20 protein-coding genes are annotated in these 20,562 nt (G+C 54.0%); 8 read left to right on the top strand and 12 right to left on the bottom strand.

From position 1 onward, the window contains the following. Window positions 1-39: 39 nt before the first annotated feature. Together F3J40_RS04080 and F3J40_RS04075 are read right to left on the bottom strand one after the other, a co-directional pair. A complete protein-coding gene (locus tag F3J40_RS04080) occupies window positions 40-1,863 on the bottom strand; it encodes a putative phage tail protein (protein ID WP_167012696.1) in 1,824 nt (607 codons plus the stop codon). A gap of 216 nt (window positions 1,864-2,079) precedes the next feature. Beyond that, window positions 2,080-3,537, bottom strand: a complete 1,458-nt coding sequence (locus F3J40_RS04075) for a DNA-3-methyladenine glycosylase 2 family protein (RefSeq protein WP_167012695.1) — start codon at window positions 3,535-3,537, stop codon at window positions 2,080-2,082. A 162-nt stretch (window positions 3,538-3,699) separates the two neighbouring features. Here F3J40_RS04075 and F3J40_RS04070 point away from each other — a divergent pair, with 162 nt between their 5' ends. The 3 genes from F3J40_RS04070 to pnuC all read left to right on the top strand — a co-directional run bounded on the left by F3J40_RS04070 (window position 3,700) and on the right by pnuC (window position 6,137). Beyond that, complete coding sequence (locus tag F3J40_RS04070; protein ID WP_167012694.1) at window positions 3,700-4,185, top strand: methylated-DNA--[protein]-cysteine S-methyltransferase; 486 nt, start codon at window positions 3,700-3,702, stop codon at window positions 4,183-4,185. Window positions 4,186-4,327: 142 nt separating this feature from the next. After that, a complete protein-coding gene (gene nadA, locus F3J40_RS04065; protein ID WP_167012693.1) occupies window positions 4,328-5,389 on the top strand; it encodes a quinolinate synthase NadA in 1,062 nt (353 codons plus the stop codon). Between the two features lie 25 nt (window positions 5,390-5,414). Next, a complete protein-coding gene (gene pnuC, locus F3J40_RS04060) occupies window positions 5,415-6,137 on the top strand; it encodes a nicotinamide riboside transporter PnuC (RefSeq protein WP_167012692.1) in 723 nt (240 codons plus the stop codon). Here the strand turns inward: pnuC and zitB are convergent. Further along, window positions 6,131-7,108, bottom strand: a complete 978-nt coding sequence (zitB, locus tag F3J40_RS04055) for a CDF family zinc transporter ZitB (protein WP_167012691.1) — start codon at window positions 7,106-7,108, stop codon at window positions 6,131-6,133. The genes pnuC and zitB overlap by 7 nt on opposite strands. Window positions 7,109-7,267: 159 nt before the next feature. Then, the gene (locus F3J40_RS04050) at window positions 7,268-7,570 is read right to left on the bottom strand and encodes a protein YbgS (protein WP_167012690.1); all 303 of its coding nucleotides are present in this window, start codon (window positions 7,568-7,570) and stop codon (window positions 7,268-7,270) included. A gap of 290 nt (window positions 7,571-7,860) precedes the next feature. Between F3J40_RS04050 and aroG the strand changes: the two genes are divergently transcribed. Further along, window positions 7,861-8,913 carry a 3-deoxy-7-phosphoheptulonate synthase AroG gene (aroG, locus tag F3J40_RS04045; protein ID WP_167012689.1) on the top strand — a complete coding sequence of 351 codons (1,053 nt, stop codon included), beginning with the start codon at window positions 7,861-7,863 and terminating at the stop codon, window positions 8,911-8,913. A gap of 67 nt (window positions 8,914-8,980) precedes the next feature. Here aroG and gpmA read toward each other — a convergent pair whose 3' ends face one another. The 5 genes from gpmA to modF all read right to left on the bottom strand — a co-directional run bounded on the left by gpmA (window position 8,981) and on the right by modF (window position 14,810). Next, window positions 8,981-9,733, bottom strand: a complete 753-nt coding sequence (gene gpmA, locus F3J40_RS04040; RefSeq protein ID WP_017345877.1) for a 2,3-diphosphoglycerate-dependent phosphoglycerate mutase — start codon at window positions 9,731-9,733, stop codon at window positions 8,981-8,983. 130 nt (window positions 9,734-9,863) lie between these two features. Then, window positions 9,864-10,898 (bottom strand): galactose-1-epimerase, encoded by a 1,035-nt coding sequence (gene galM, locus F3J40_RS04035; RefSeq protein WP_167012688.1) that lies wholly within the window; start codon window positions 10,896-10,898, stop codon window positions 9,864-9,866. Next, window positions 10,892-12,040, bottom strand: a complete 1,149-nt coding sequence (galK, locus tag F3J40_RS04030) for a galactokinase (RefSeq protein WP_167012687.1) — start codon at window positions 12,038-12,040, stop codon at window positions 10,892-10,894. The genes galM and galK overlap by 7 nt, the downstream gene beginning before the upstream one ends. Then, window positions 12,040-13,083: a galactose-1-phosphate uridylyltransferase gene (gene galT, locus F3J40_RS04025; protein ID WP_167012686.1), complete on the bottom strand. Its 1,044-nt coding sequence runs from the start codon at window positions 13,081-13,083 to the stop codon at window positions 12,040-12,042. The genes galK and galT overlap by 1 nt, the downstream gene beginning before the upstream one ends. 248 nt (window positions 13,084-13,331) lie before the next feature. Next, window positions 13,332-14,810, bottom strand: coding sequence for a molybdate ABC transporter ATP-binding protein ModF (modF, locus tag F3J40_RS04020; RefSeq protein ID WP_167012685.1), 1,479 nt, complete (start codon window positions 14,808-14,810; stop codon window positions 13,332-13,334). Window positions 14,811-14,972: 162 nt separating this feature from the next. On the opposite strand from modF, the gene F3J40_RS04015 reads away from it, so the two are divergent. From F3J40_RS04015 to modC, 4 genes are all read left to right on the top strand, one after another. Continuing rightward, a complete protein-coding gene (locus F3J40_RS04015; protein WP_017345872.1) occupies window positions 14,973-15,128 on the top strand; it encodes an AcrZ family multidrug efflux pump-associated protein in 156 nt (51 codons plus the stop codon). Window positions 15,129-15,260: 132 nt separating this feature from the next. After that, window positions 15,261-16,034 (top strand): molybdate ABC transporter substrate-binding protein, encoded by a 774-nt coding sequence (modA, locus tag F3J40_RS04010; protein WP_167012684.1) that lies wholly within the window; start codon window positions 15,261-15,263, stop codon window positions 16,032-16,034. Further along, on the top strand, window positions 16,031-16,720 hold the full coding sequence (gene modB / locus F3J40_RS04005; protein WP_167012683.1) for a molybdate ABC transporter permease subunit: 690 nt from the start codon (window positions 16,031-16,033) through the stop codon (window positions 16,718-16,720). Before modA ends, modB begins: the two co-directional genes overlap by 4 nt. Beyond that, window positions 16,720-17,778, top strand: coding sequence for a molybdenum ABC transporter ATP-binding protein ModC (gene modC, locus F3J40_RS04000; RefSeq protein ID WP_167012682.1), 1,059 nt, complete (start codon window positions 16,720-16,722; stop codon window positions 17,776-17,778). Before modB ends, modC begins: the two co-directional genes overlap by 1 nt. 87 nt (window positions 17,779-17,865) lie before the next feature. Here modC and F3J40_RS03995 read toward each other — a convergent pair whose 3' ends face one another. From F3J40_RS03995 to F3J40_RS03985, 3 genes are read right to left on the bottom strand one after another with little or no spacing between them, the layout of a single operon-like run. Further along, on the bottom strand, window positions 17,866-18,552 hold the full coding sequence (locus tag F3J40_RS03995; RefSeq protein WP_167012681.1) for an HAD family hydrolase: 687 nt from the start codon (window positions 18,550-18,552) through the stop codon (window positions 17,866-17,868). 3 nt (window positions 18,553-18,555) lie between these two features. Next, complete coding sequence (locus tag F3J40_RS03990) at window positions 18,556-20,241, bottom strand: carbamoyltransferase C-terminal domain-containing protein (RefSeq protein ID WP_167012680.1); 1,686 nt, start codon at window positions 20,239-20,241, stop codon at window positions 18,556-18,558. Beyond that, window positions 20,235-20,459 carry a hypothetical protein gene (locus F3J40_RS03985; RefSeq protein WP_017345866.1) on the bottom strand — a complete coding sequence of 75 codons (225 nt, stop codon included), beginning with the start codon at window positions 20,457-20,459 and terminating at the stop codon, window positions 20,235-20,237. The genes F3J40_RS03990 and F3J40_RS03985 overlap by 7 nt, the downstream gene beginning before the upstream one ends. Between the last annotated feature and the right edge of the window lie 103 nt (window positions 20,460-20,562).

Genomic DNA, 20,562 nt, shown 5'->3' with positions numbered 1-20,562 from the left:
CAGGATTCGCGTCAAGGGCAAACGCTCAGACTGGCTGATCTAGATCCCATCCTCCGGCAATAGCTCAATGCTATACGGTTTACCGTTGTACATCACTCTGGCAAAGCGGCGTGTGTACCAACTTTGATCCTCGCGCTGATAGGCTTTTTCGAAGTAGGGGCCACGCAAAATGAGCTGGTTATTGTCGTTGTAGCCAAAACCCACTTTGTCATTGCCGGTCCAGTGCTGCTGAAAGGCTTTGGTGGGTGCCGCATCTAACCGCTGCCCTTCTTCAGCGCTGCACTGAGTGAAGCTTTTACGAAACTTAAAGCTAATCCCGGCCTGATAGCGGTCGCGGCCATTGGTATCAACCAGTGCGCTGGTCCAGCCGGTAGACGGTGGGATCTTCACATACAGTTTGCAGCGTGCGGATGTCCCTTCAATATGCACCCGCCCAACAGGACTGGAGCCTTCGCCATACCAACTGGCAATCACATCTGACTCTTCACGTGCCTGCAAATAGATATGGGCAACCCCTTCGGGGGTGCGGGTACTGAAATCGTTCTGGGTTGTGCCCTGGCTGAGATACTGGGCCGATCCCAACATACGGAGATGTATCTGTGACGATTTATCAGAAAAGTGGAACTCACCGACGTAGAACCAGGTATGCGCGTTGGCAAAATTATTCATGTGGTGCTGCGAGGTAATGGCGTCATAACTTAGCGAACCCTGAAAAATCGCCCCTAAATCTGAAATCTCCGCGACGCCACGATCAAACTCACTCAACAACGTCCACGGCTCGATGCCGTCAGTGGAGTAGTCGAACGGTTTCGCTGAGCTGTGAATGCTCTTTTGAATAATCAAGGCACGGGTAAACCCCAGCTTCAGCGGATAAATACTGGACTCAATGGCCAGGCCCTCAATCACCCACTGGCCATTGGTCAGATCACCTGGATATTCCGTGTGCTCAATCCAGCCGTTGCGAATAAAAGATTGGGTACAACGTGGCAGATCCAGTGCCGGGCGGTTTTTACTGTTCTGGATATTAAAATTAGAGAGCTCGATGGCCGTGCAGTGATCCCAGGCCCCCTGAGCCTGATCGGACCAACGGGCATAGATGATTGAATCCTGGCTGTGGCGTGAGTAAAACTGATCGATCTTACAATCCAGCGTATCGATCAGATCCAGACAGCGACCGCCGGTATTGCGAAACTCCACGCTGCTGACGCGCAGAAACTGCCCACCGGTCACGATATTCTTAAAAAAGCCTTTGGTGTTGGCGGGGTGGCCGTCGACGTTGCTTTGGCCTGCGAACACCAGGCCTGCGATCTCGACATAGCGCGCTTTCACCCGAAATACCACATCACTGTTTTTACGATCGGAATAAATCAGGGTAGTGGGGAAATAGCCAAAGTTGACCGGAGCACCTGAAACCTTAAAGCGGCTCACTTCACCTTTGTCGGCAATATCAAAGGCAGACAGATAAAACTCACCGGCAGTAAAACGAATGCCCGTGGCGGGATAGTTCTTCTGGGACCAGTTAAACATGCGTCTAACCGCCTCTGCGCAGTCTGTCTTGCCATCGGCTATCGCACCAAAGTCCAGCACGGTGACATCGTTATAGTCGTGTAGAGCCCGTTTCCAGCGCGCCCCTTTGGCACTGACAAAGGTCACGCCACCATCATCAGGGCTTTTCTTGTCGGTGATGTCATACACAAACACGCCACCGCCCATTTTACTGCCAACGTTATACTCCAGCACTGTCGCTAGCTCTCCGGTGGCGGCGGGTTCATGTGCGCGTAAATCGGCGATAGTGCGTACCTGGACAACCGTGGCCACTTTTGCCTGGGCTGGGCTGTTTACATTTTGCTTCTCTGGCGTCATGACCGTTCCTCTTCACAGGATTGCGAGCGCGTTGCTGCCCAAAGTATAAGCAGCGGCACACCGGAAATGCGTGAAGGTCCAGGCTAACGCAATGGTTTCACAAGCAGCGGATGGAAAAACAGGCTGAAATTCAAGGCCAGAAATCATCCGGGTTAAAAATTTCCAGAAAACTCCCAAAGGGATTCTGCTTATCTGTGGAAGTAAAACGGGGGTGAGTTATTTCTTCGGCGTCAGGCTGTGCCAGATATGCATCACCGCATAGCTGCGCCAGGGACGCCAGCTTTGGGAGCGAGCCTCAGCCTGCGCGGCGGTAAGCCCCCCGAGATTATTGCGAATGGCAATATCTTCCCTGGGGAAAGCATCCGGCCAGCGCAGCGCTCGCATCGCGATGTAGCTGGCGGTCCACGGGCCAATCCCCTTGAGTGATAACAAACGCTGTACCACCTCATCGGGTTGTTTGATGCCGCTAAAATTCAGGTCGCCGTCGTTAAAAGCCGCGGCAATCGCCAAAATGGTATTGGATCGCGCGCTCACAATCCCCAGGCTGGCAACCTCATCCAGCGTGGCTTGTGCGACCCGGCTCGGGAAAGGGGAAAGACGCGATAAATCGGCAAACGGGGTCACAAAGGGTTCCCCAAATGCCGCCGCGAAACGGCTACTGAGCGTGGTGGCCGCTTTAACTGTGATCTGTTGGCCGAGGATTGCCCGCACCATCATTTCAAATCCGTCAAAGGCACCGGGAACCCGTAGGCCAGGAAAACGCTCCACGCTCTCCTGTAGCAGAGGATCCTGCGCCAGATGCTCAGCAATTTGCAGTGGCTGAGCATTAAGATCAAACAGATCGCGTAAGCGGCGTAAGAGTGCCGGTAATACCGGGGATAAGCGGGTGGTGAACGTGACCTCCAGCGCATGATGCTGGGGGAGATTACGCACGCTGATCCAGCCTCGGCACTGGCCCAGCGCCACAGTTCGACGATAGTGACCGTCTGCTACGGCTTCGACCTCTTTCATCACACGCTGGCTCAGAAAGCCTAGCAGCAGCTCCCAGTCGAAAGGGGGACGATAGGCGAGGCGCAGGGTTGCCGTGGCCTCAATCACCTCACTAGCAGGCTCAGAGGCTGCTTTGCGTAGCCGACTGGGAGACATACGGTAACGGCTCTGGAAAACATCGTTAAAACGTCGCAGGCTACTGAAACCACTGGCCAGGGCAATCTCCGTCACAGGGAGGCGGGTTTCGGTCAGCAACTGCTTGGCTAACAGCAGTCGGCGAGTTTGCCTTAGCTCCACCGGAGATACGCCCAACTCCTGCTGCACTATGCGGCGTAGCTGGCGCAAACTGATCCCCAGGTCTGCGGCGATACTGTCGAGGCTTAGCTCAGACTCCAGTACCCCTTCTTCAATGTGACGCAGCAGGAGATCGGCAACGCGATGGGGTTTATCAACCGGGGCATTACCGGGAGCCAGCTCGGGGCGGCAGCGCAAGCAGGGACGGAAATGCGCTTTTTCTGCCGCTTCAGCGCTGGAAAAAAACACACAGTTCTCTTTACGGGGTGGTTTTACCGGACAAATCGGGCGACAGTAAATCCCGGTTGAGGTGACGCCAACAAAGAAAACGCCGTCAAAGCGACGATCTCGTGCGGTTAATGCCTGCCAGGCAGTCTCACGATCAAACATAGCAACCTCAGAGGAAAAAGGGATCAGTGCCTATCTTCGCGCAATGCCGCGTCGGCAACTGGCTGTTTTCGGTCATCACAACAGATTAACCCGATGACCGAAAACAGCCAGTTCTGTGGAGAAAAAGTGCGATAATTGGCACGTCTGAGTGAGGAGAAGAACATGTATTACAGCAAACAGATTGAAACCCCGGTAGGTGAGCTGACGCTGGTTGCCAGCGATCGTGGCGTCGTGGCTATTCTGTGGGAGGATGACTCACCGTCGCGTGTGAAGTTAAGCGCCACCCAGCATGACGATCATCATCCCATCCTGTGCGAAACCGAGCGTCAGTTATGTGCCTACTTCGCCGGTGAGTTGCAGCATTTCACCTTGCCAATGGATGCCAGGGGAACAGAGTTCCAGCAAAAAGTGTGGCACGCCCTGACCACCATTCCGTTTGGTGAGACGCGCAGCTACGGCCAGATTGCGACGCAGATCGGGCATCCTAAAGCAGTGCGGGCCGTGGGCGCGGCAAATGGCCGTAACCCATTATCCATTATTGCCCCCTGTCACCGGGTGATTGGCAGTAACGGTAAACTGACCGGTTTCGCCGGTGGGCTGGCGGTAAAAGCGTTTCTGCTGGCGCTGGAAAACCCGCAAAAATCCTGATCGGCCTGCTCACAAAAATCACACGACACTGCGGCTTTTTTCCGCTATCTTGTTTAGTATAAAAAACATGATGGCGGAAAGAATGCCAGTATTAGCCTTGAAAAGTTAATTTTCGTTAATTAGATAAAACGAGAGTCGTGTCATGAGCCTGATGTTTGATCCTGAAAGCGCCATCTATCCATTTCCACCTAAGCCCCAGCGTCTGAGTCGCGAAGAAAAATCTGCTTATCGCGAGAAAATCAAACAGTTACTTAAAGCACGCAATGCAGTGCTGGTGGCGCATTACTATACCGATCCGGAAATTCAGGCGTTGGCGGAAGAGACCGGCGGCTGCGTGTCGGACTCGCTGGAAATGGCGCGTTTTGGCTGCAACCATAGCGCCACAACCCTGCTGGTGGCCGGGGTGCGTTTTATGGGAGAAACCGCCAAAATCCTCAGCCCGGAGAAAACGGTGCTGATGCCAACCTTACAGGCCGAGTGTTCACTGGATCTCGGTTGTCCGATTGAAGAATTTAACCGTTTTTGCGATGCGCATCCCGATCGTACCGTGGTGGTCTATGCCAACACCTCCGCCGCAGTAAAAGCGCGCGCTGACTGGGTGGTGACATCCAGTATTGCGGTTGAACTGATTGAGCACCTCGACAGCCTGGGCGAGAAAATCATCTGGGCACCGGATCGCCACCTCGGACGCTACGTGACGAAACAGACCAGTGCTGACGTCCTCTGCTGGCAGGGGGCATGTATCGTACATGATGAGTTTAAAACGCAGGCTTTGCAGCGCATGAAAACGCTCTACCCGGAAGCCGCTGTGCTGGTACACCCGGAATCGCCGCAGGCGATAGTCGATTTAGCCGATGCCGTGGGTTCCACCAGCCAGCTGATTCAGGCCGCCAAAACGCTACCGCACCCGCGTATGATTGTTGCCACCGATCGCGGCATCTTCTACAAAATGCAGCAGGCCGTGCCGGATAAAGAGCTGTTAGAAGCCCCGACAGCCGGGGAAGGCGCAACCTGTCGCACCTGCGCACACTGCCCGTGGATGGCGATGAACGGTTTACAAGCCATTGCTGAGGCGCTGGAAAACGGCGGTAGCGAGCATGAAATCCATGTGGAACCCGCATTACGCGAGGCAGCATTGCTCCCGCTGAACCGCATGCTATCCTTTGCAGCAGATCTTAAACTCAAAGTGAAAGGGAATGCCTGACAGGCCTTTTCTGAGGTGGCTTAACATGGATTTTTTTAGCACACACAATATTCTGGTGCATATCCCTCTGGGCGCGGGCGGATACGATCTCTCGTGGATTGAAGCCGTAGGAACACTGGCCGGCCTGCTGTGCATCTGGCTCGCCAGCCTGGAGAAAATCAGCAACTATCTGTTTGGTTTGATTAATGTCACGCTGTTTGCGGTGATCTTTTTCCAGATTCAACTCTACGCCAGCCTGCTGCTACAGCTGTTTTTCTTTGCTGCCAACGTCTATGGCTGGTATGCGTGGAGCCGTCAAACCAGTGATAACCAGGCCGCGTTGAAAATTCGCTGGTTGTCGCGTAGCAGTGCTCTGGGATGGGGTGCGGCGTGTGTGGTAGCGATAGCGCTACTGACGCTGTGGATCGACCCGTTCTTCGCCTTCCTCAGTCGCATCGCCGTCGCGCTGATGAACACCGTAGGGCTTTCTGTCACCTTGCCAGTGCTTCAGCCCGATGCTTTCCCGTTCTGGGACTCCACCATGACGGTACTTTCTGTAGTCGCGATGATTTTGATGACGCGTAAGTATGTGGAAAACTGGCTGCTGTGGGTGGTTATTGATGTGATCAGTGTGATGATTTTCGCCCGTCAGGGGGTCTACGCCATGGCACTGGAGTACGTGATTCTCACCCTTATTGCCCTCAATGGCTCACGGCTGTGGATTGCCAGCGCGCGTGAGCAGGGTTCACGCGCACTGTCGTCTCAGTGATGATGGCCTGAATGTGCTCCGTGAGGGTGCTCGTGTTCTAGCACAGTCCCCTCCACCTGCTGATGCGGTGCCCCTGTTTCGCACAACTCACAATCCAGCCCGCTACAGGGCTGGTACTCCATCTGTACCGTTGCATGGGCAATCTGATAATGCTGATGCAGCCAGACGTGTATCTGCCGTAACAGGCCATCATGGTCGTAAGGGGGGATCACCTGTACGTGCAGGGTCAGCAGGGGCTTCTCGCCCACTTGCCATAAGTGGACATGATGCACGTTGCGTACTTCAGCAATCGCCTGGGTTAGCTCACGTTTGAGTTTGTCGACGTTAATCGCCTTCGGCGCACCTTCCAGCAACTCATGCAGGCTCTCCCGCAGCAGTTTCCAGCCGCTACGCACCACCAGTAAGGACACCAGCAGTGAAAGGATCGGGTCAATTGGCGTCCAGCCGGTAGTCATAATGACGATGGCGGCAATAATTGCCCCCACGGAACCGAGCAGATCACCCATGACATGAAGTGCAGCCGCGCGGACGTTAAGGTTTTTCTCTTCACTGCCGTGGTGCAGCAACCAAAAGGCGAAAATATTCGCCAGCAACCCGGCAACCGCCACCACCAGCATCAGCCCACCCGTCACCGCCTGAGGATGGAAAAAGCGCTGGAGCGCTTCCCAGACAATCAGCACCGTGATCACCAGCAGGGCAATAGCGTTAATAAACGCGGCGAGGGTCGTCAGGCGTAGCAGGCCAAACGTATGGCGCGCATTCGGTTTGCGCTGTGCAAATTTAACCGCCAGCAGGGCCATCAGCAGTGCGGCGGTATCGGTCAGCATATGGCCTGCGTCGGCAAGCAGCGCCAGCGAACCCGAGATCAAACCACCGGCAACTTCCGCCAGCATAAACAGCGTGGTGACGAGCAGCGCGGCCATCAGCCGTTTTTGATTGCCATCATGAGGATGGGCGTGATTATGGGCCATAGAATTCCACTATTAAGACAACGATCCTGGCGGCGATCATAGCAGTAAAACTGTGATTACAGATGCGTCTTGCTGTGGTTTTAGCGCAGCGGCGCACATAAAGGTGCGGGTAGGAACAGGAAGGGGGAAAGGTGGGGGGAATTTTTCCCCCCAATGCATTTACTGCGTGGATTCCATAGAACCATTGCCGTTAGTGCTTTTCACTTTTTCTTTGGTGTGATGTTTTTTATGGTGCATTGAGTTTTTGTGTTCACCGGTCGCAGCGGAATTGGTATTCGTGCTGCCGTTGTTAATTTTACTGTTATCAACATTATTCGGTGGCAGATTTTCTTTCGCCCCACCGGCTGCGGCACCGGCACTCGCCGCCTGGTTGGCATCACCGTTGTTGCTGTCGGCGGCCATTACGGCAGAGCTACCCAAAGTCAATGCGGTTGTCAGAAAGAGAATGGCGTACTTATTCATGGTTAAACTCCTGCTCATTGAGCGTTGCATGCCCCATTTGTCGCCCCGTTTACGGGTAAACGTGAATCGGCGGAATATATCGCTACCATACTGTCTATTTATGAAGTGAAATATCGCAAGTTATATTCAATTCGGTGGTAACTGTTAAAAAGTGTAGACCCTGACAAAATAAATGCAAACGCGATACGGGGTTGTTAACACGACGTGACAATTTACACCATGCAGGCAACGGGCTACAGTGGACAGGTTGCGCCAGAAGTTACTCTGGCCAGAAATTTTACGGAACCAGTATGAATTATCAGAATGATGACCTACGCATCCGCGAGATTAAAGAACTTCTCCCGCCGGTTGCCTTATTAGAAAAATTCCCGGCCAGCGATAAAGCGGCCAAAACCGTAGCCACCGCCCGCGCCGCCATCCACCAGATCCTCCAGGGCGAAGACGATCGCCTGCTGGTGGTGATTGGCCCGTGCTCTATCCACGATCCTCAAGCCGCGATGGATTACGCCGGACGCCTGCTGGCGCTGCGCGAAGAGTTGCAGGGTGAGCTGGAAGTGGTCATGCGCGTTTATTTCGAAAAACCGCGCACCACGGTGGGCTGGAAAGGGCTGATCAACGACCCGTTCATGGACGGCAGCTTCCAGATCAACGATGGCCTGCGCCTGGCGCGTAAGCTGTTGCTGGATATCAATGATACTGGCCTGCCTGCCGCCGGTGAGTTCCTCGACATGATCACCCCCCAGTATGTGGCTGACTTGATGAGCTGGGGCGCGATTGGCGCGCGTACTACCGAATCTCAGGTGCACCGCGAACTCTCTTCCGGCCTCTCTTGCCCGGTTGGGTTCAAAAATGGCACTGACGGCACCATTAAAGTGGCGATTGATGCCATTAATGCCGCTAGCTCGCCACACTGCTTCCTGTCGGTGACCAAATATGGCCACTCCGCCATTGTTGAAACCAGCGGCAACGCGGATTGCCACATCATTTTGCGTGGCGGTAAAGAGCCGAACTACAGCGCAGAGCATGTGAAGGCCGTGAAAGCCGGGCTGGCGAAAGCAGGCTTACCGCAGCAGGTGATGATCGACTTCAGCCACGCAAACAGCAGCAAGCAGTTCCAGAAGCAGCTGGTGGTGGCGGATGACGTTGCACAGCAGATGATTAGCGGAGAGCAGGGGATTATCGGCGTAATGATCGAGAGTAACCTGGTGGAAGGAAATCAGAGCCTCGAGAGCGGTGAGCCGCTGGTTTACGGCAAAAGTGTTACCGATGCCTGCATCGGCTGGAGCGACACGGAAAACGTATTGCGCCAGTTAGCGGGTGCCGTGAAAGCGCGTCGCGGCTAACGTTTGTTGCCATGACATAAAAAAAGGCCAGACATTGTCTGGCCTTTTTGCTGTTCAGTGCAGCGAATTACTTCGCTTTGCCCTGATTAGCCACTGCGGCGGCTTTAGCTGCGATTTCGTCAGCGTCGCCCAGGTAGTAGCGTTTCAGCGGTTTGAAGTTCTCATCAAACTCATACACCATCGGCACGCCGGTTGGGATGTTCAGTTCGAGGATCTCTTCTTCGCTCAGGTTGTCGAGGTATTTTACCAGCGCACGCAGTGAGTTACCGTGTGCTGCAACCAGAACCTTCTCACCGCTCTTGATGCGCGGCAGAATAGATTCGTTCCAGTAAGGGATAACGCGGTCAATGGTCAGCGCCAGGCTTTCGGTGGTTGGCAGCTGCTCGTCGCTCAGTGCGGCGTAGCGTGGGTCATGACCAGGGAAGCGCTCATCGCTGCGCTCCAGGTCTGGTGGGGTCACGCGGAAGCCACGACGCCACTGCAATACCTGCTCATCGCCATATTTAGCGGCAGTTTCTGCTTTATCCAGACCCTGCAGCGCACCGTAGTGACGCTCATTCAGACGCCAGGATTTTTCAACCGGCAGCCAGGCCTGATCCAGCTCGTCCAGCACATTCCACAGAGTGTGAATGGCACGCTTCAGCACGGAAGTGTAGGCAAAATCAAACACGAAGCCTTCTTTTTTCAGCAGTTGACCTGCTGCTTTGGCTTCGGTACGACCTTTATCAGACAGGTCTACATCGTACCATCCGGTAAAGCGGTTTTCCTGATTCCACTGGCTTTCGCCGTGGCGTACCAGGACCAGCTTAGTTACGGCCATAGCTTAACTCCTTCAATACATAATGATGTTGCGGGATAGTAAAAACCTTGCTGCCAATTGCGCCATACCATAGCGGAAAACAACGCACTGCGTAAGCCTGTCTGCAACGCAGTGCGCGTTTTTCCGCCGCTTATGCGGTGATAAATCGATAGCGCGTCGTGGCTTTCCAGCAATCACCAGGCTGTAACCAGCAGTCCGGCTGCGGCCATTCTGGGTGATTAGGCGAATCTGGCAGGTAACCACTTTCCAGAGCAATCCCCTGGTAATCTTCATAGTGGTCGTGCTCGCGCGCACGCGTTCCAGCCAGATAATTACCGCTGTACACCTGTAGCGCAGGGCAGGAAGTCGTCACTTCCAGGCTCAGCTTGCCATCGGCTGACGTGAGCTGAGCGGCGACCTGCTGCGCGTCACCGGCGCTGTTAAGCAGGAAGGCGTGATCGTAGCCCTTGGTGGCTTGTTGATCGGCATCTTGCAGGAAATCCTGCGCCACGGTTTTCGCCTGGCGAAAATCGAAGCTGGTGCCTGCCACAGCAGTGAGGCCGGCATTGGGCAGCCCCATGCTGTCTACGGGCAGATAGTTATCGGCCTGTAGTTGTAAACGATGCTGGCGTACATCACCATGATCGGCATCAAGGTTGAAGTAGGCATGGTTAGTCAGCGCAATCGGAGTCGATTGGTCGCTCTCGGCCTCATAGCGAATCAGCAGCGAGTTGTCTTCCGTCAGCTCGTACCACAGGTCGACCAGCAGTGCGCCAGAGAAACCCTGATCGCCATCCGGTGAGTCGAGGCGGTAGTGCACCACGCTCTCACTCTGGCTGACAATCTGCCAGCGGCGCTTATCAAAACCTTCCGGGCCACCGTGCAGCTGGTTCGGCCCCTGGTTAGGCAGCAGCGCCTGACCGGTGGCATTTAGCCGCGCCCCCGCGATGCGGTTGGCATAGCGCCCCACCGTTGCGCCGAGATAGGCGCTTTGGTGCAGGTAGTCAGAAGGCGTTGCGCAGCCGAGCAGCGCTTCACGCACACTGCCATCGTCAAGGGGGATGCGAGCGGAGAGCCAGGTGGCTCCCCAGTCCATGAATGTGGCGACCATCCCGTTGTGATTACGTAACACGGTGATGCGCCAGGGCTGGCCGTCAGGGGCCATTGACTGGATATCACTTAGCAAATGCCTGCTCCTTCTGATGCTTTACACACGTAAAAGGTCTCTTTGATGCCGGTTTTTGCTTCGTACTGGTTCGCAATGGCGTTACGGACTTGATCCACTAAGCCCACCGGCATCAGTGCGACGATACAACCGCCAAAGCCGCCGCCCGTCATGCGTACGCCACCCTGGGTGCCAATTTCGGCTTTGACCAGTTCTACCAGCGTATCAATCGCCGGTACGGTAATTTCAAAATCGTCACGCATGGAAGCGTGTGATTCTGCCATCAATTCGCCCATACGCACTAAATCACCACGGCTCAACGCATCGGCGGCTTCCTGAGTGCGCGCATTCTCGGTCAGCACATGGCGGACGCGTTTAGCCACTTCGCCCTCTAACTGTGCTTCAGCAGCATAGAACTCGGCCAGCGTCACATCACGCAGTGCCGGTTTACCGAAGAAACGCGCTCCAGCTTCACACTGCTCACGGCGGGTGTTGTACTCGCTGCCCACCAGGCTACGGCGGAAGTTGGAGTTGATGATCACTACTGCGACATCGGTTGGCAGTGATACAGCACGGGTTGAGAGATCGCGACAGTCGAGGAGCATCGCGTGATCTTTCTGCCCGAGTGCTGAAATCAACTGATCCATAATGCCGCAGTTGCAGCCGACAAATTTGTTCTCTGCTTCCTGGCCGTTAAGCGCAATCTCAGCACCGCCCAATTGCAGTTGATACAACTGCTGGAAGACCGTACCCACCGCGACTTCCAGCGAAGCGGAAGAGCTTAACCCCGCCCCCTGCGGCACGTTGCCACTGATCACCAGGTCAGCGCCGCCGAAGTTGCTGTCACGCAGTTGCAGGTATTTCACAACGCCACGCACGTAATTGGCCCACAGAGGCTCGTGCAGTGGAGTGATTTCTGCATCCAGTGAGAAGCTATCCTGCTGCTGCTCGTAATCAACGGCAACCACGCGGACGATGCGATCGTCGCGTTTAGCGCAAGCGATGACGGTTTGATAATCAATCGCGCAGGGCAATACAAAACCATCATTATAGTCGGTATGTTCGCCAATGAGGTTCACGCGGCCAGGTGCCTGAATGGTGTGGGTGGCTGCATAGCCAAAAGTCTCGGCAAAAACCTGTTGGGTGATGTTTTTTAAGCTCATTATTGCGCCTCACGGAAATGAATATCACTAACAGAACGCAGGCGCTCAGCGGCCTGTTCTGCGGTTAAATCGCGTTGGGTTTCAGCCAGCATCTCGTAGCCGACCATAAATTTACGCACGGTGGCCGAGCGCAGCAGCGGCGGATAAAAATGCGCGTGCAGTTGCCAGTGCGCATTGTCTTCGCCGTTGAAGGGCGCACCGTGCCAGCCCATGGAGTAGGGGAAAGAGCACTGGAACAGATTGTCATAACGGCTGGTGAGTTTTTTCAGCGCCAGCGCCAGATCGCTTCGCTGAGCCGCGTTGAGATCGGTCATGCGCTGTGCTGGCGCTTTCGGCAGCAGCAGCGTTTCAAACGGCCAGGCGGCCCAGTAGGGTACTACGGCCAGCCAGTGCTCGGTTTCCACTACCGTGCGGCTGCCATCTTTCAGCTCTCGCGCCACGTAGTCGAGCAGCATTGGCGAACCCGTGCGGGCGAAGTATTCACGCTGGTGGACATCTTCTCGTGCCGCTTCGTTAGGCAGGAAACTGTTGGCCCACACCTGGCCATGCGGGTGGGGGTTCGAGCAGCCCATGGCTGCGCCTTTGTTCTCAAAGACCTGCACCCACGGGTAGGTTTGCCCCAGTTCAGCCGTTAAATCCTGCCAGGTCTGCACCACCTCTTCCAGCGCAGGCAGTGAAAGCTGCGGCAAGGTTTTGCTGTGATCCGGTGAGAAGCAGATCACCCGGCTGGTGCCGCGTGCGCTGCCGCTGCGCATCAGCACATCGTCACTTTCGGGGGCATCCGGTGTGTCTGTCATCAGGGCGGCAAAATCGTTGGTAAAGACAAAGGTGCCGGTATAGTTCGGGTTGATATCGCCAGTGATGCGGGTATTACCGGCACACAGGAAACAGTCGGGATCGTGCTGAGGCAATTGCTCAACCGCAGGGGTTTCCTGCGCCCCCTGCCACGGGCGTTTAGCGCGGTGCGGAGAAACCAATACCCACTGATCGGTCAGCGGGTTATAACGGCGATGGGGGTGATCTACCGGATTAAATTGTTCCATGGGACGTCCTGATAACGTTGAGGCACTGAATCTGGCGTAAAAGTAACACAGCCATGCGGATGAAATCGTGATCCAGGCAGGATAAATGAAATCGTTTACACAAGATGAAGATTCCTGATACGGGGTTTAGGATAGCATGCAGGGAATGAGTGCGGTCAATATGTGGTAACGTTTACATTTCGGGGTGATACTGCGGAAAGCGTGCGGAGAGGGGCGTGACCGGGGGCTCGAATCCCCCGGTTTTAGGGTCAGGCTTTGAGCTGGGTTTGCTCGTAGCGGTAGCCACCACCGTCTTTGGCGACAAAGCTCAAACGGTGGCTGATGCACTGTGGCGCATCTTCAGCATGATGAGAAACGAACAGCAGTTGTGTTCGCCCCTCGCCAATAAGAATATCGACAAAGCGACGCACCAACTGGCGATTAATGGAATCCAGCCCCTGTAACGGTTCATCAAGGATCAGTAAGGTCGGATGTTTTACCAGCGCACGGGCAATCAGCACTAAACGCTGCTGGCCCCATGAGAGGCTGTGGAACGGCGTATCGGCCAGCTGATTATCCATCCCGAGCAGTGCCAGCCACTGCCGAGCCAGCGCTTTCTGCCGATCCGAAGCGGCCTGATACAACCCGATAGAGTCAAAGAAACCAGACAGGATCACCGTGCTCACGCTGACGTTAACGCGGTACTCCAGATGCAGGCTGCTGCTGACGTAACCGATGTGCTGCTTAATGTCCCAGATGGTCTCACCGCTGCCGCGTTGAATACCAAACAGGGTCAGATCGTTGCTGTAGCCTTGCGGATGGTCGCCGGTAATCAGGCTCAGCAGCGTGGACTTACCTGCGCCGTTTGGCCCGGTAATCTGCCAGTGCTCACCGCTGTTTAGCTGCCAGTTCATCCCTTCAATCACGGGCATATCGTTGTATGACACGCGGCCATTGCGCAGGGTAACCCGGGGAGCGTCATCAGCCAGTTGGGGCAGGGCATCGGCCACATCCGGTTCGGGCAGCGCCATACCCTCTAACTTCTCACTGTGGGCCAGTTGGGCGACCAGCGCTTCAGCCAGTAACTCACTGCGCGGTCCGGTGTGTGTCACTTCACACTCCAGCAGCACCCCGGCGTGCTGAACAAACTCTGGAATATCCTCGAAGCGGTTCAACACCAGTACCAGCGTGAAATCCTCATGCTGTAGCTGGGCGAGGGTTTCGGCCAGGCTGGCGCGAGACTGCACGTCGAGGCCGTCAAAAGGCTCATCGAGGATCAGCAAATCAGGTTGGGCCATCAGCGCCTGGCACAGCAAGGTTTTACGCGTTTCGCCGGTTGAAAGGTATTTGAAGCGGCGAGTCAGCAAATAGCTAATACCAAACCGCTGGGCTAACTGTTCACAGCGGGCCGGATCTTTGACGTCGGTCTGGATGAGTTCGGCGGCGGTCAGACCGGTGTCATCTTCATGCTCACTCAGCAAATCGGTGTTGTTACGTTGCCATTCGTCAGCGACGATTTTCTGCAACTGCTCCAGTGACAGGCGCACCGGATGCTGGAAGGTAGACTCCCGCGTGCCTTTCTCCACCGGTAACTCGCCGGAAAGGGCGCGTGCCAGGGCCGATTTACCGCTGCCGTTAGCACCGACAAACGCCCAACTCTCGCCGCTGCGCAAAGTAAGGTCTTTCAGGGTCAGGACACGTGTATCGCTAAGACGAAACGTGCCTTGCGAAATTTGCAACATAGACATAATTTATTCCGTTTTTTGCATCATTACTGGCAGTTTTAATCCTTGTGGTCAGTGTTGTCAATTTGTCATCGGGGAGAGTGCCCGTCAGGAGAGCACGAAAAGCACAGTGCAGTTTTATAACCAGCCGTTACAATCACTTTTTTGTTTGTCTGTGAGGCTCTGATGCTGGAATTGATTAAAAGCCTGGCTGTAGCGATCATCATGGTGCCGATTGTTATGGCGCTGATGCTGGGTCTGATCTACGGCCTGGGTGAAGTCTTCAACGTAATCTCGAAATTCGGTCACCGCGATAACCGCTCTTCCCGTTCAGCTAGCTGAACCTCGCCAACGCCCTCGCGGGCGTTGTGCTCCCCCTCTCAAGTTGCCTCTTTTTATGCCGATAAGCTCATGACAGGGCTGCGGTTTCCGGGCTATGCTCAGGAAAACCACTACGATAAAGAGAGAAAAATAATGTCTGCAAATCAATACCGCTGGGGTATGGCTGCTGCGTTCACGTTGATGCTGGCCGGGCAAGCTGTGGCCGCGGAAAAAGTCACGGTTTTTGCTGCGGCCTCGCTGACCAATGCAATGGATGAGATTGGTAAAGTCTGGCAGCAGAAGACCGGCGTTGAAGTCGTCAGCTCTTATGCTTCTTCTTCCGTGCTGGCACGTCAGATTGAACAGGGCGCACCTGCTGACCTGTTTATCTCCGCCGATCAGCAGTGGATGGATGATGCTGTTTCCAAACAGAGCATGGAAACCGCAACCCGTTACACCTTACTTGGCAACGATCTGGTGCTGATTGCGCCAGTGAGTAGCACAGTGAAGAGTGTCAAAATTGATGCCCAAACGGACTGGACCACCTTATTGAAAGGCGAGCGTCTGGCCGTCGGCGATCCCGATCACGTACCGGCGGGTATTTATGCACAGGAAGCCCTGACTCATCTGGGCGCCTGGCCTGTGGTCTCTCCGGTGCTGGCGCGAGCCAATAATGTGCGCGCAGCGCTGGCGCTGGTCGAACGCAATGAAACGCCATTTGGTGTGGTATACGGTTCTGACGCCGTCGCCAGTAAAAAAGTCGCCGTGGTAGGGACATTCCCGGAATCAAGCCATAAACCGGTGGAATATCCGATGGCGGTCGTGAAAGGCCATCAGCAACCTGCGGTCGAGGCATTTTATAGCTATCTGAAAGGCCCGGAAGCCGCCGCAGTGTTCAAACGTTACGGCTTTGCGCCTAAATCATGATACTGAGCGATGCCGAATGGCAGGCGGTGCTGCTGAGTTTGCAAGTCTCTGGTACAGCGGTACTGTTTAGTTTGCCGTTGGGGATTTGGGTCGCCTGGTTGCTGGCGCGCTGCCAGTTTCCAGGCAAAGCCCTGCTGGACAGCCTGATTCACTTGCCACTGGTGTTACCGCCAGTGGTGGTGGGTTATTTATTGCTGATTGGTCTGGGTAAACGTGGCCTGATTGGTGAGTGGCTGTATCAGTGGTTTGGCTTTACCTTCGCCTTTAGCTGGCGTGGGGCCGCGCTGGCTTCGGCCGTCATCGCCTTTCCGCTGATGGTGCGTGCTATTCGTCTCGCACTGGAAGCGGTGGATACCCGGCTGGAGCAAGCGGCGCGTACCCTGGGTGCGGGGCGCTGGCGTACCTTTGTCACCATTACGCTGCCGCTCACCTTGCCGGGCATTATTGTCGGTACAGTGCTGGCGTTTGCACGGTCGTTGGGTGAGTTTGGTGCCACCATTACCTTTGTGGCGAATATCCCCAATGAAACCCGCACCCTGCCACTGGCGATGTACACCCTGATCGAAACGCCTGGGGCAGAGAATGCCGCCGCGCGCCTGTGTGTGATCGCGATTGTGCTGGCGCTAACGGCACTGCTGGTTTCTGAATGGCTTTCCCGTTGGGGCCGTAAACGACTGAGGGGCTGATGCTGTCGCTAGATTTTACTTTGCAGCAAGGAGAGCACCTGCTTAAGGTGCAGGCTGCGATCCCGGCTCAGGGGATCACCGCCATTTTCGGTGTATCCGGTGCCGGTAAAACGTCGCTGATAAACGCCATTGCCGGGCTGGCACAGCCACAGCAGGGCCGCATTCAGCTACATCAGCGGGTGTTGAGTGATGCTGAACAGCGGGTTTTCCTGCCGCCGGAGCAGCGTCGTGTGGGCTATGTGTTTCAGGATGCCCGCTTGTTTCCGCACTACCGGGTGCGTGGCAATTTGCAATATGCCATGGCGACCTCAATGAAAGCGCAATTCGATGAGCTGGTGACGCTGCTGGGGATTGAAAAGCTACTCGATCGTTTCCCACATTCGCTTTCCGGCGGTGAAAAGCAGCGGGTAGCGATAGGACGCGCCTTGCTAACCGCGCCAGACCTGCTGTTGCTGGATGAACCCATGGCATCACTGGATCTGCTTCGCAAGCGGGAGTTGATGCCCTGGCTGCAAAAACTGGTCAAGCGGGTGGAGATCCCGGTGCTGTATGTGTCACACAGTCTGGAGGAGATTTTCCAGCTAGCTGACAACCTACTGGTGCTGGATAAGGGGAATGTCACTGCCTTCGGCCCATTGGATAAAGTGTGGAGCAGTGCCGCAATGCGTCCCTGGCTGCCACGCAGCGCGCCAAGCAGTGTGCTGCGGGTCCAGGTACTGGAACATCACCCGACTTATCCGATGACAGCACTCTCGCTGGGCGATCAGCACATCTGGGTGGCGCGGGTGGCGTTGCCGGTGAAATCCGCATTGCGTATTCGCATTGCTGCCACCGATGTTTCTCTGGCGCTGGTGCCACCGCAGCACAGCTCACTGCGCAATATTTTACCGGCACAGGTGGTGGAGTTAGTCGATGAAGGAGAGCAGGTACAGGTGAAGCTGCGTATTGGGATCAGTGAACTTTGGGCATCGATTTCACCCTGGGCGCGGGATGAGCTGAGTATCCGGCCCGATCAGTGGCTGTATGTGCAGATTAAAAGCGTCGCGGTGACGATTTAGCTGCCGCCCATTGCGCTGAGGACAGTTAGACGCAATGGGTAACATTTCATCACCGGGAGTTATCAACCAGGTAAATTCAGAATTTCCTTACAGCGGGCGAATCGCTATTCCCTTGTTGGCGTTCGCCAGTTGATAGCTAAATTCACTGTCATCGATGCAGAGCTGGTTAAAATCTTCGATGTACGGAATATGGCTAAAATGATCGTTCTTCACCGCAATACAGTTTGCGCCCGCAGCTACAGCGGAATAAATACCGTTGTCTGAATCTTCAAACACCAGGCAGTTTTCCGGGGCAATCGCCAGTTTTTCCATCGCCAGCTGATAGGGTTGTGGATCAGGTTTGCCACGTTGAACATCATTGCGGCAGACAATACAGTCAAAATTCAGATTGTGCTGCTCCATAACGTTTTTAATTTTCTCTGGCCAGCTACTGGTAACCAAACCCACTTTAACGTCAAAGTTGCGCAGGCGATAAATAAACTTTTCAACGCCATCAATAGTGCGGTAGATCGCCTCTTCTTCACGCTGATCGACTTTGCTGTGAATCACTTTCTTTTCGCTATCGCTGCGATCCGGGAACAGGTTATCCAGCGTAAACAGATGGGACGCACCAATAATATAGCGATCGACTTCAGCCTGAGTAAAACTGTAGCCATACTCTTCCGCAGTGGTCAGCCAGGCACTGATAATGGCTTTATTTGAGTCGATGATGACACCATCTAAATCAAATAAAACGGCATCTATTTTCTTTGCAACTGTTGCAGTGACTGACATGAATTACTCCTTATTGGTAACGATGAAGGTATCATTAATAATAACCGCCTTAACAATCCCGGCACGCAAGACACTCAATGCCTCTTCAGGGGTGTTAATAATAGGTTCTTCATGGCGGTTGAAAGAGGTATTAACCAGGCAAGGTTGACCAGAGAACTGATACCATTTCTGGATCAACTCAAACATAAACGGATCTTTTTCTTTGCGAATAACCTGTGGTCGTGCGGTATTGTCAATGTGTACCACGGCTGGACACTGAGCCGCCATTACGGGCTTACAGTCGTAGGTCATGGTCATATATTCAGCAGAGGCGTCCGCTGAAGACCAGTCAGTAAAGCAGACTTCGGCTAATAAATCAGTAGTGACCGGCGCGAACGGCATAAATTCGGTGCGGTGCAGTTGGTTATTCAGCCAGACGTTAATATCTTTATTATGGGCATGATAAACAATGCTGCGTTGGCAGAGTGCGCGCGGACCAAATTCCATGTTGCCACGGACAAAAGCCAACACGCTGTCGGTGCGTAACAGGTCCACCACCGCTTGCGGCATATCGGCAGGCTGGGTGTAATGGAGGTCGGGCTGCTGGTCCAGCAGGGCACTGACGCTGGCATTGCTGTAGTCCGGGCCAAGCGCCATTGTGGTCAGCTCGCAGCGGGTATCGGTCTCACGCCATTGCGCGGTGACTGCCGCGGCTAATGCCAGACCGTCATCACCCATGCAAGGTAAGACAAACACATTCTCAATGCCTTCCATTTGATTCACGCGCTGGTTGAGTTTGACGTTGCCAAACAGACCACCGGCGAGACACACATGTTTCACTTTGTAGTTTTTAATGTAGGGCGAAATTAAACCGGTGATCATATTTTCGATATGCTGCTGGGCGGCAGCGGCAATATCTTCTTTACTGTAATTGCTCACTTCATTGATCAGTTTTTCTGAATAGCCTTGATAGGAAGGGACGTAATAATCACCGCAGTTTGCGATAATATGGCCATCCTTCAGATCAATCATTTTCTTCATTAATGGCATTGCCCGCGCCGGATTACCATGTGCAGCCAGCCCGGTAATTTTACCTTCGTGGCGGTTAGGTTTAAATCCAAGCAGGTGGGTAATGCGGCCATAGAAATAACCGAGGCTATCAATGGTGGTTTCGCGATGCAGGACGGTTTCTTTACCTTGCTCAATCAGACGAACGGTAAGGGAGATAAAATCACCGCGTCCGTCACTGGTGACGACCAGTGCGCTCTGGAAAGGAGAACATAGCCAGGCGCCCCAGGCGTGGGTGTCATGGTGGTCTATATAGCGAACTTTGTTTTTTAAATCGTTGTCGGCAATAAAGCGATCAAATTCAGCGCGTTTTACTTTGTCATTGACCAGTTCATCAGAGATACGTTTCTTTAAAACATCAATGTTAGCGAAGTTGTTCTGGCACTCATAAATTACACGATTGACGTAAAGGTTGAGGCTGTGGTCTTCATTAAAACCGGCATTCCAGCCGTAAGCAACAATATCGACATCAGCTAACGTTTTATTATTTTGTTTTAACACGTAGTCAATCGACTGTTGTGGCCAAATTTTGTGGCCTTTAATCCGTGTGAAACGTTCTTCGTGTACAGCGGAAAGAATATTTTTACCCTCAACCAGGCAAGCGCCTGCGGTATCATTGTTGGTAATGCCTAAGATTAGCATATGATAACTTCCTCTAATTTCTTGTCAGGGTAGCTTTCAGACAACATAGCGAATTTTTCCAGCGCTTCCTTATTGTCTGCGGCAATAATGTGCAATTTCGATATATGGAATTTCTCTAGCAGTGTGCTGCGAATAATTTCTCCCACGGCAGGATCACTCAGTGATTGTGGTACCACGGTGTCACCTTTAATCAGAAAAACAAAATGTTGATTTTGCATGATTTATTCCTGTGATTGTGATCTTTATCACACTTGTGGGCTCTCTATCTATTAAATCCCTCTGGGCGATGAAAATATAATAGAAATTACGCCCACTTTGATT

The sequence above is a fragment of the Candidatus Pantoea multigeneris genome (assembly GCF_011752615.1).
In the GTDB taxonomy this organism is placed as follows: Bacteria; Pseudomonadota; Gammaproteobacteria; order Enterobacterales; family Enterobacteriaceae; genus Pantoea; species Pantoea multigeneris.
Note: the sequence above shows the minus strand (reverse complement) of the source record. Positions and strands in the feature narration are given on the sequence as shown.

What these genes read in the sequence shown, in the direction of transcription:
- F3J40_RS04080 (WP_167012696.1), bottom strand. Translation starts at nt 1,863, where the DNA reads ATGACGCCAGAGAAGCAAAATGTAAACAGCCCAGCCCAGGCAAAAGTG.
- F3J40_RS04075 (WP_167012695.1), bottom strand. Translation starts at nt 3,537, where the DNA reads ATGTTTGATCGTGAGACTGCCTGGCAGGCATTAACCGCACGAGATCGT.
- F3J40_RS04070 (WP_167012694.1), top strand. Translation starts at nt 3,700, where the DNA reads ATGTATTACAGCAAACAGATTGAAACCCCGGTAGGTGAGCTGACGCTG.
- nadA (WP_167012693.1), top strand. Translation starts at nt 4,328, where the DNA reads ATGAGCCTGATGTTTGATCCTGAAAGCGCCATCTATCCATTTCCACCT.
- pnuC (WP_167012692.1), top strand. Translation starts at nt 5,415, where the DNA reads ATGGATTTTTTTAGCACACACAATATTCTGGTGCATATCCCTCTGGGC.
- zitB (WP_167012691.1), bottom strand. Translation starts at nt 7,108, where the DNA reads ATGGCCCATAATCACGCCCATCCTCATGATGGCAATCAAAAACGGCTG.
- F3J40_RS04050 (WP_167012690.1), bottom strand. Translation starts at nt 7,570, where the DNA reads ATGAATAAGTACGCCATTCTCTTTCTGACAACCGCATTGACTTTGGGT.
- aroG (WP_167012689.1), top strand. Translation starts at nt 7,861, where the DNA reads ATGAATTATCAGAATGATGACCTACGCATCCGCGAGATTAAAGAACTT.
- gpmA (WP_017345877.1), bottom strand. Translation starts at nt 9,733, where the DNA reads ATGGCCGTAACTAAGCTGGTCCTGGTACGCCACGGCGAAAGCCAGTGG.
- galK (WP_167012687.1), bottom strand. Translation starts at nt 12,040, where the DNA reads ATGAGCTTAAAAAACATCACCCAACAGGTTTTTGCCGAGACTTTTGGC.
- galT (WP_167012686.1), bottom strand. Translation starts at nt 13,083, where the DNA reads ATGGAACAATTTAATCCGGTAGATCACCCCCATCGCCGTTATAACCCG.
- modF (WP_167012685.1), bottom strand. Translation starts at nt 14,810, where the DNA reads ATGTCTATGTTGCAAATTTCGCAAGGCACGTTTCGTCTTAGCGATACA.
- F3J40_RS04015 (WP_017345872.1), top strand. Translation starts at nt 14,973, where the DNA reads ATGCTGGAATTGATTAAAAGCCTGGCTGTAGCGATCATCATGGTGCCG.
- modA (WP_167012684.1), top strand. Translation starts at nt 15,261, where the DNA reads ATGTCTGCAAATCAATACCGCTGGGGTATGGCTGCTGCGTTCACGTTG.
- modB (WP_167012683.1), top strand. Translation starts at nt 16,031, where the DNA reads ATGATACTGAGCGATGCCGAATGGCAGGCGGTGCTGCTGAGTTTGCAA.
- modC (WP_167012682.1), top strand. Translation starts at nt 16,720, where the DNA reads ATGCTGTCGCTAGATTTTACTTTGCAGCAAGGAGAGCACCTGCTTAAG.
- F3J40_RS03995 (WP_167012681.1), bottom strand. Translation starts at nt 18,552, where the DNA reads ATGTCAGTCACTGCAACAGTTGCAAAGAAAATAGATGCCGTTTTATTT.
- F3J40_RS03990 (WP_167012680.1), bottom strand. Translation starts at nt 20,241, where the DNA reads ATGCTAATCTTAGGCATTACCAACAATGATACCGCAGGCGCTTGCCTG.
- F3J40_RS03985 (WP_017345866.1), bottom strand. Translation starts at nt 20,459, where the DNA reads ATGCAAAATCAACATTTTGTTTTTCTGATTAAAGGTGACACCGTGGTA.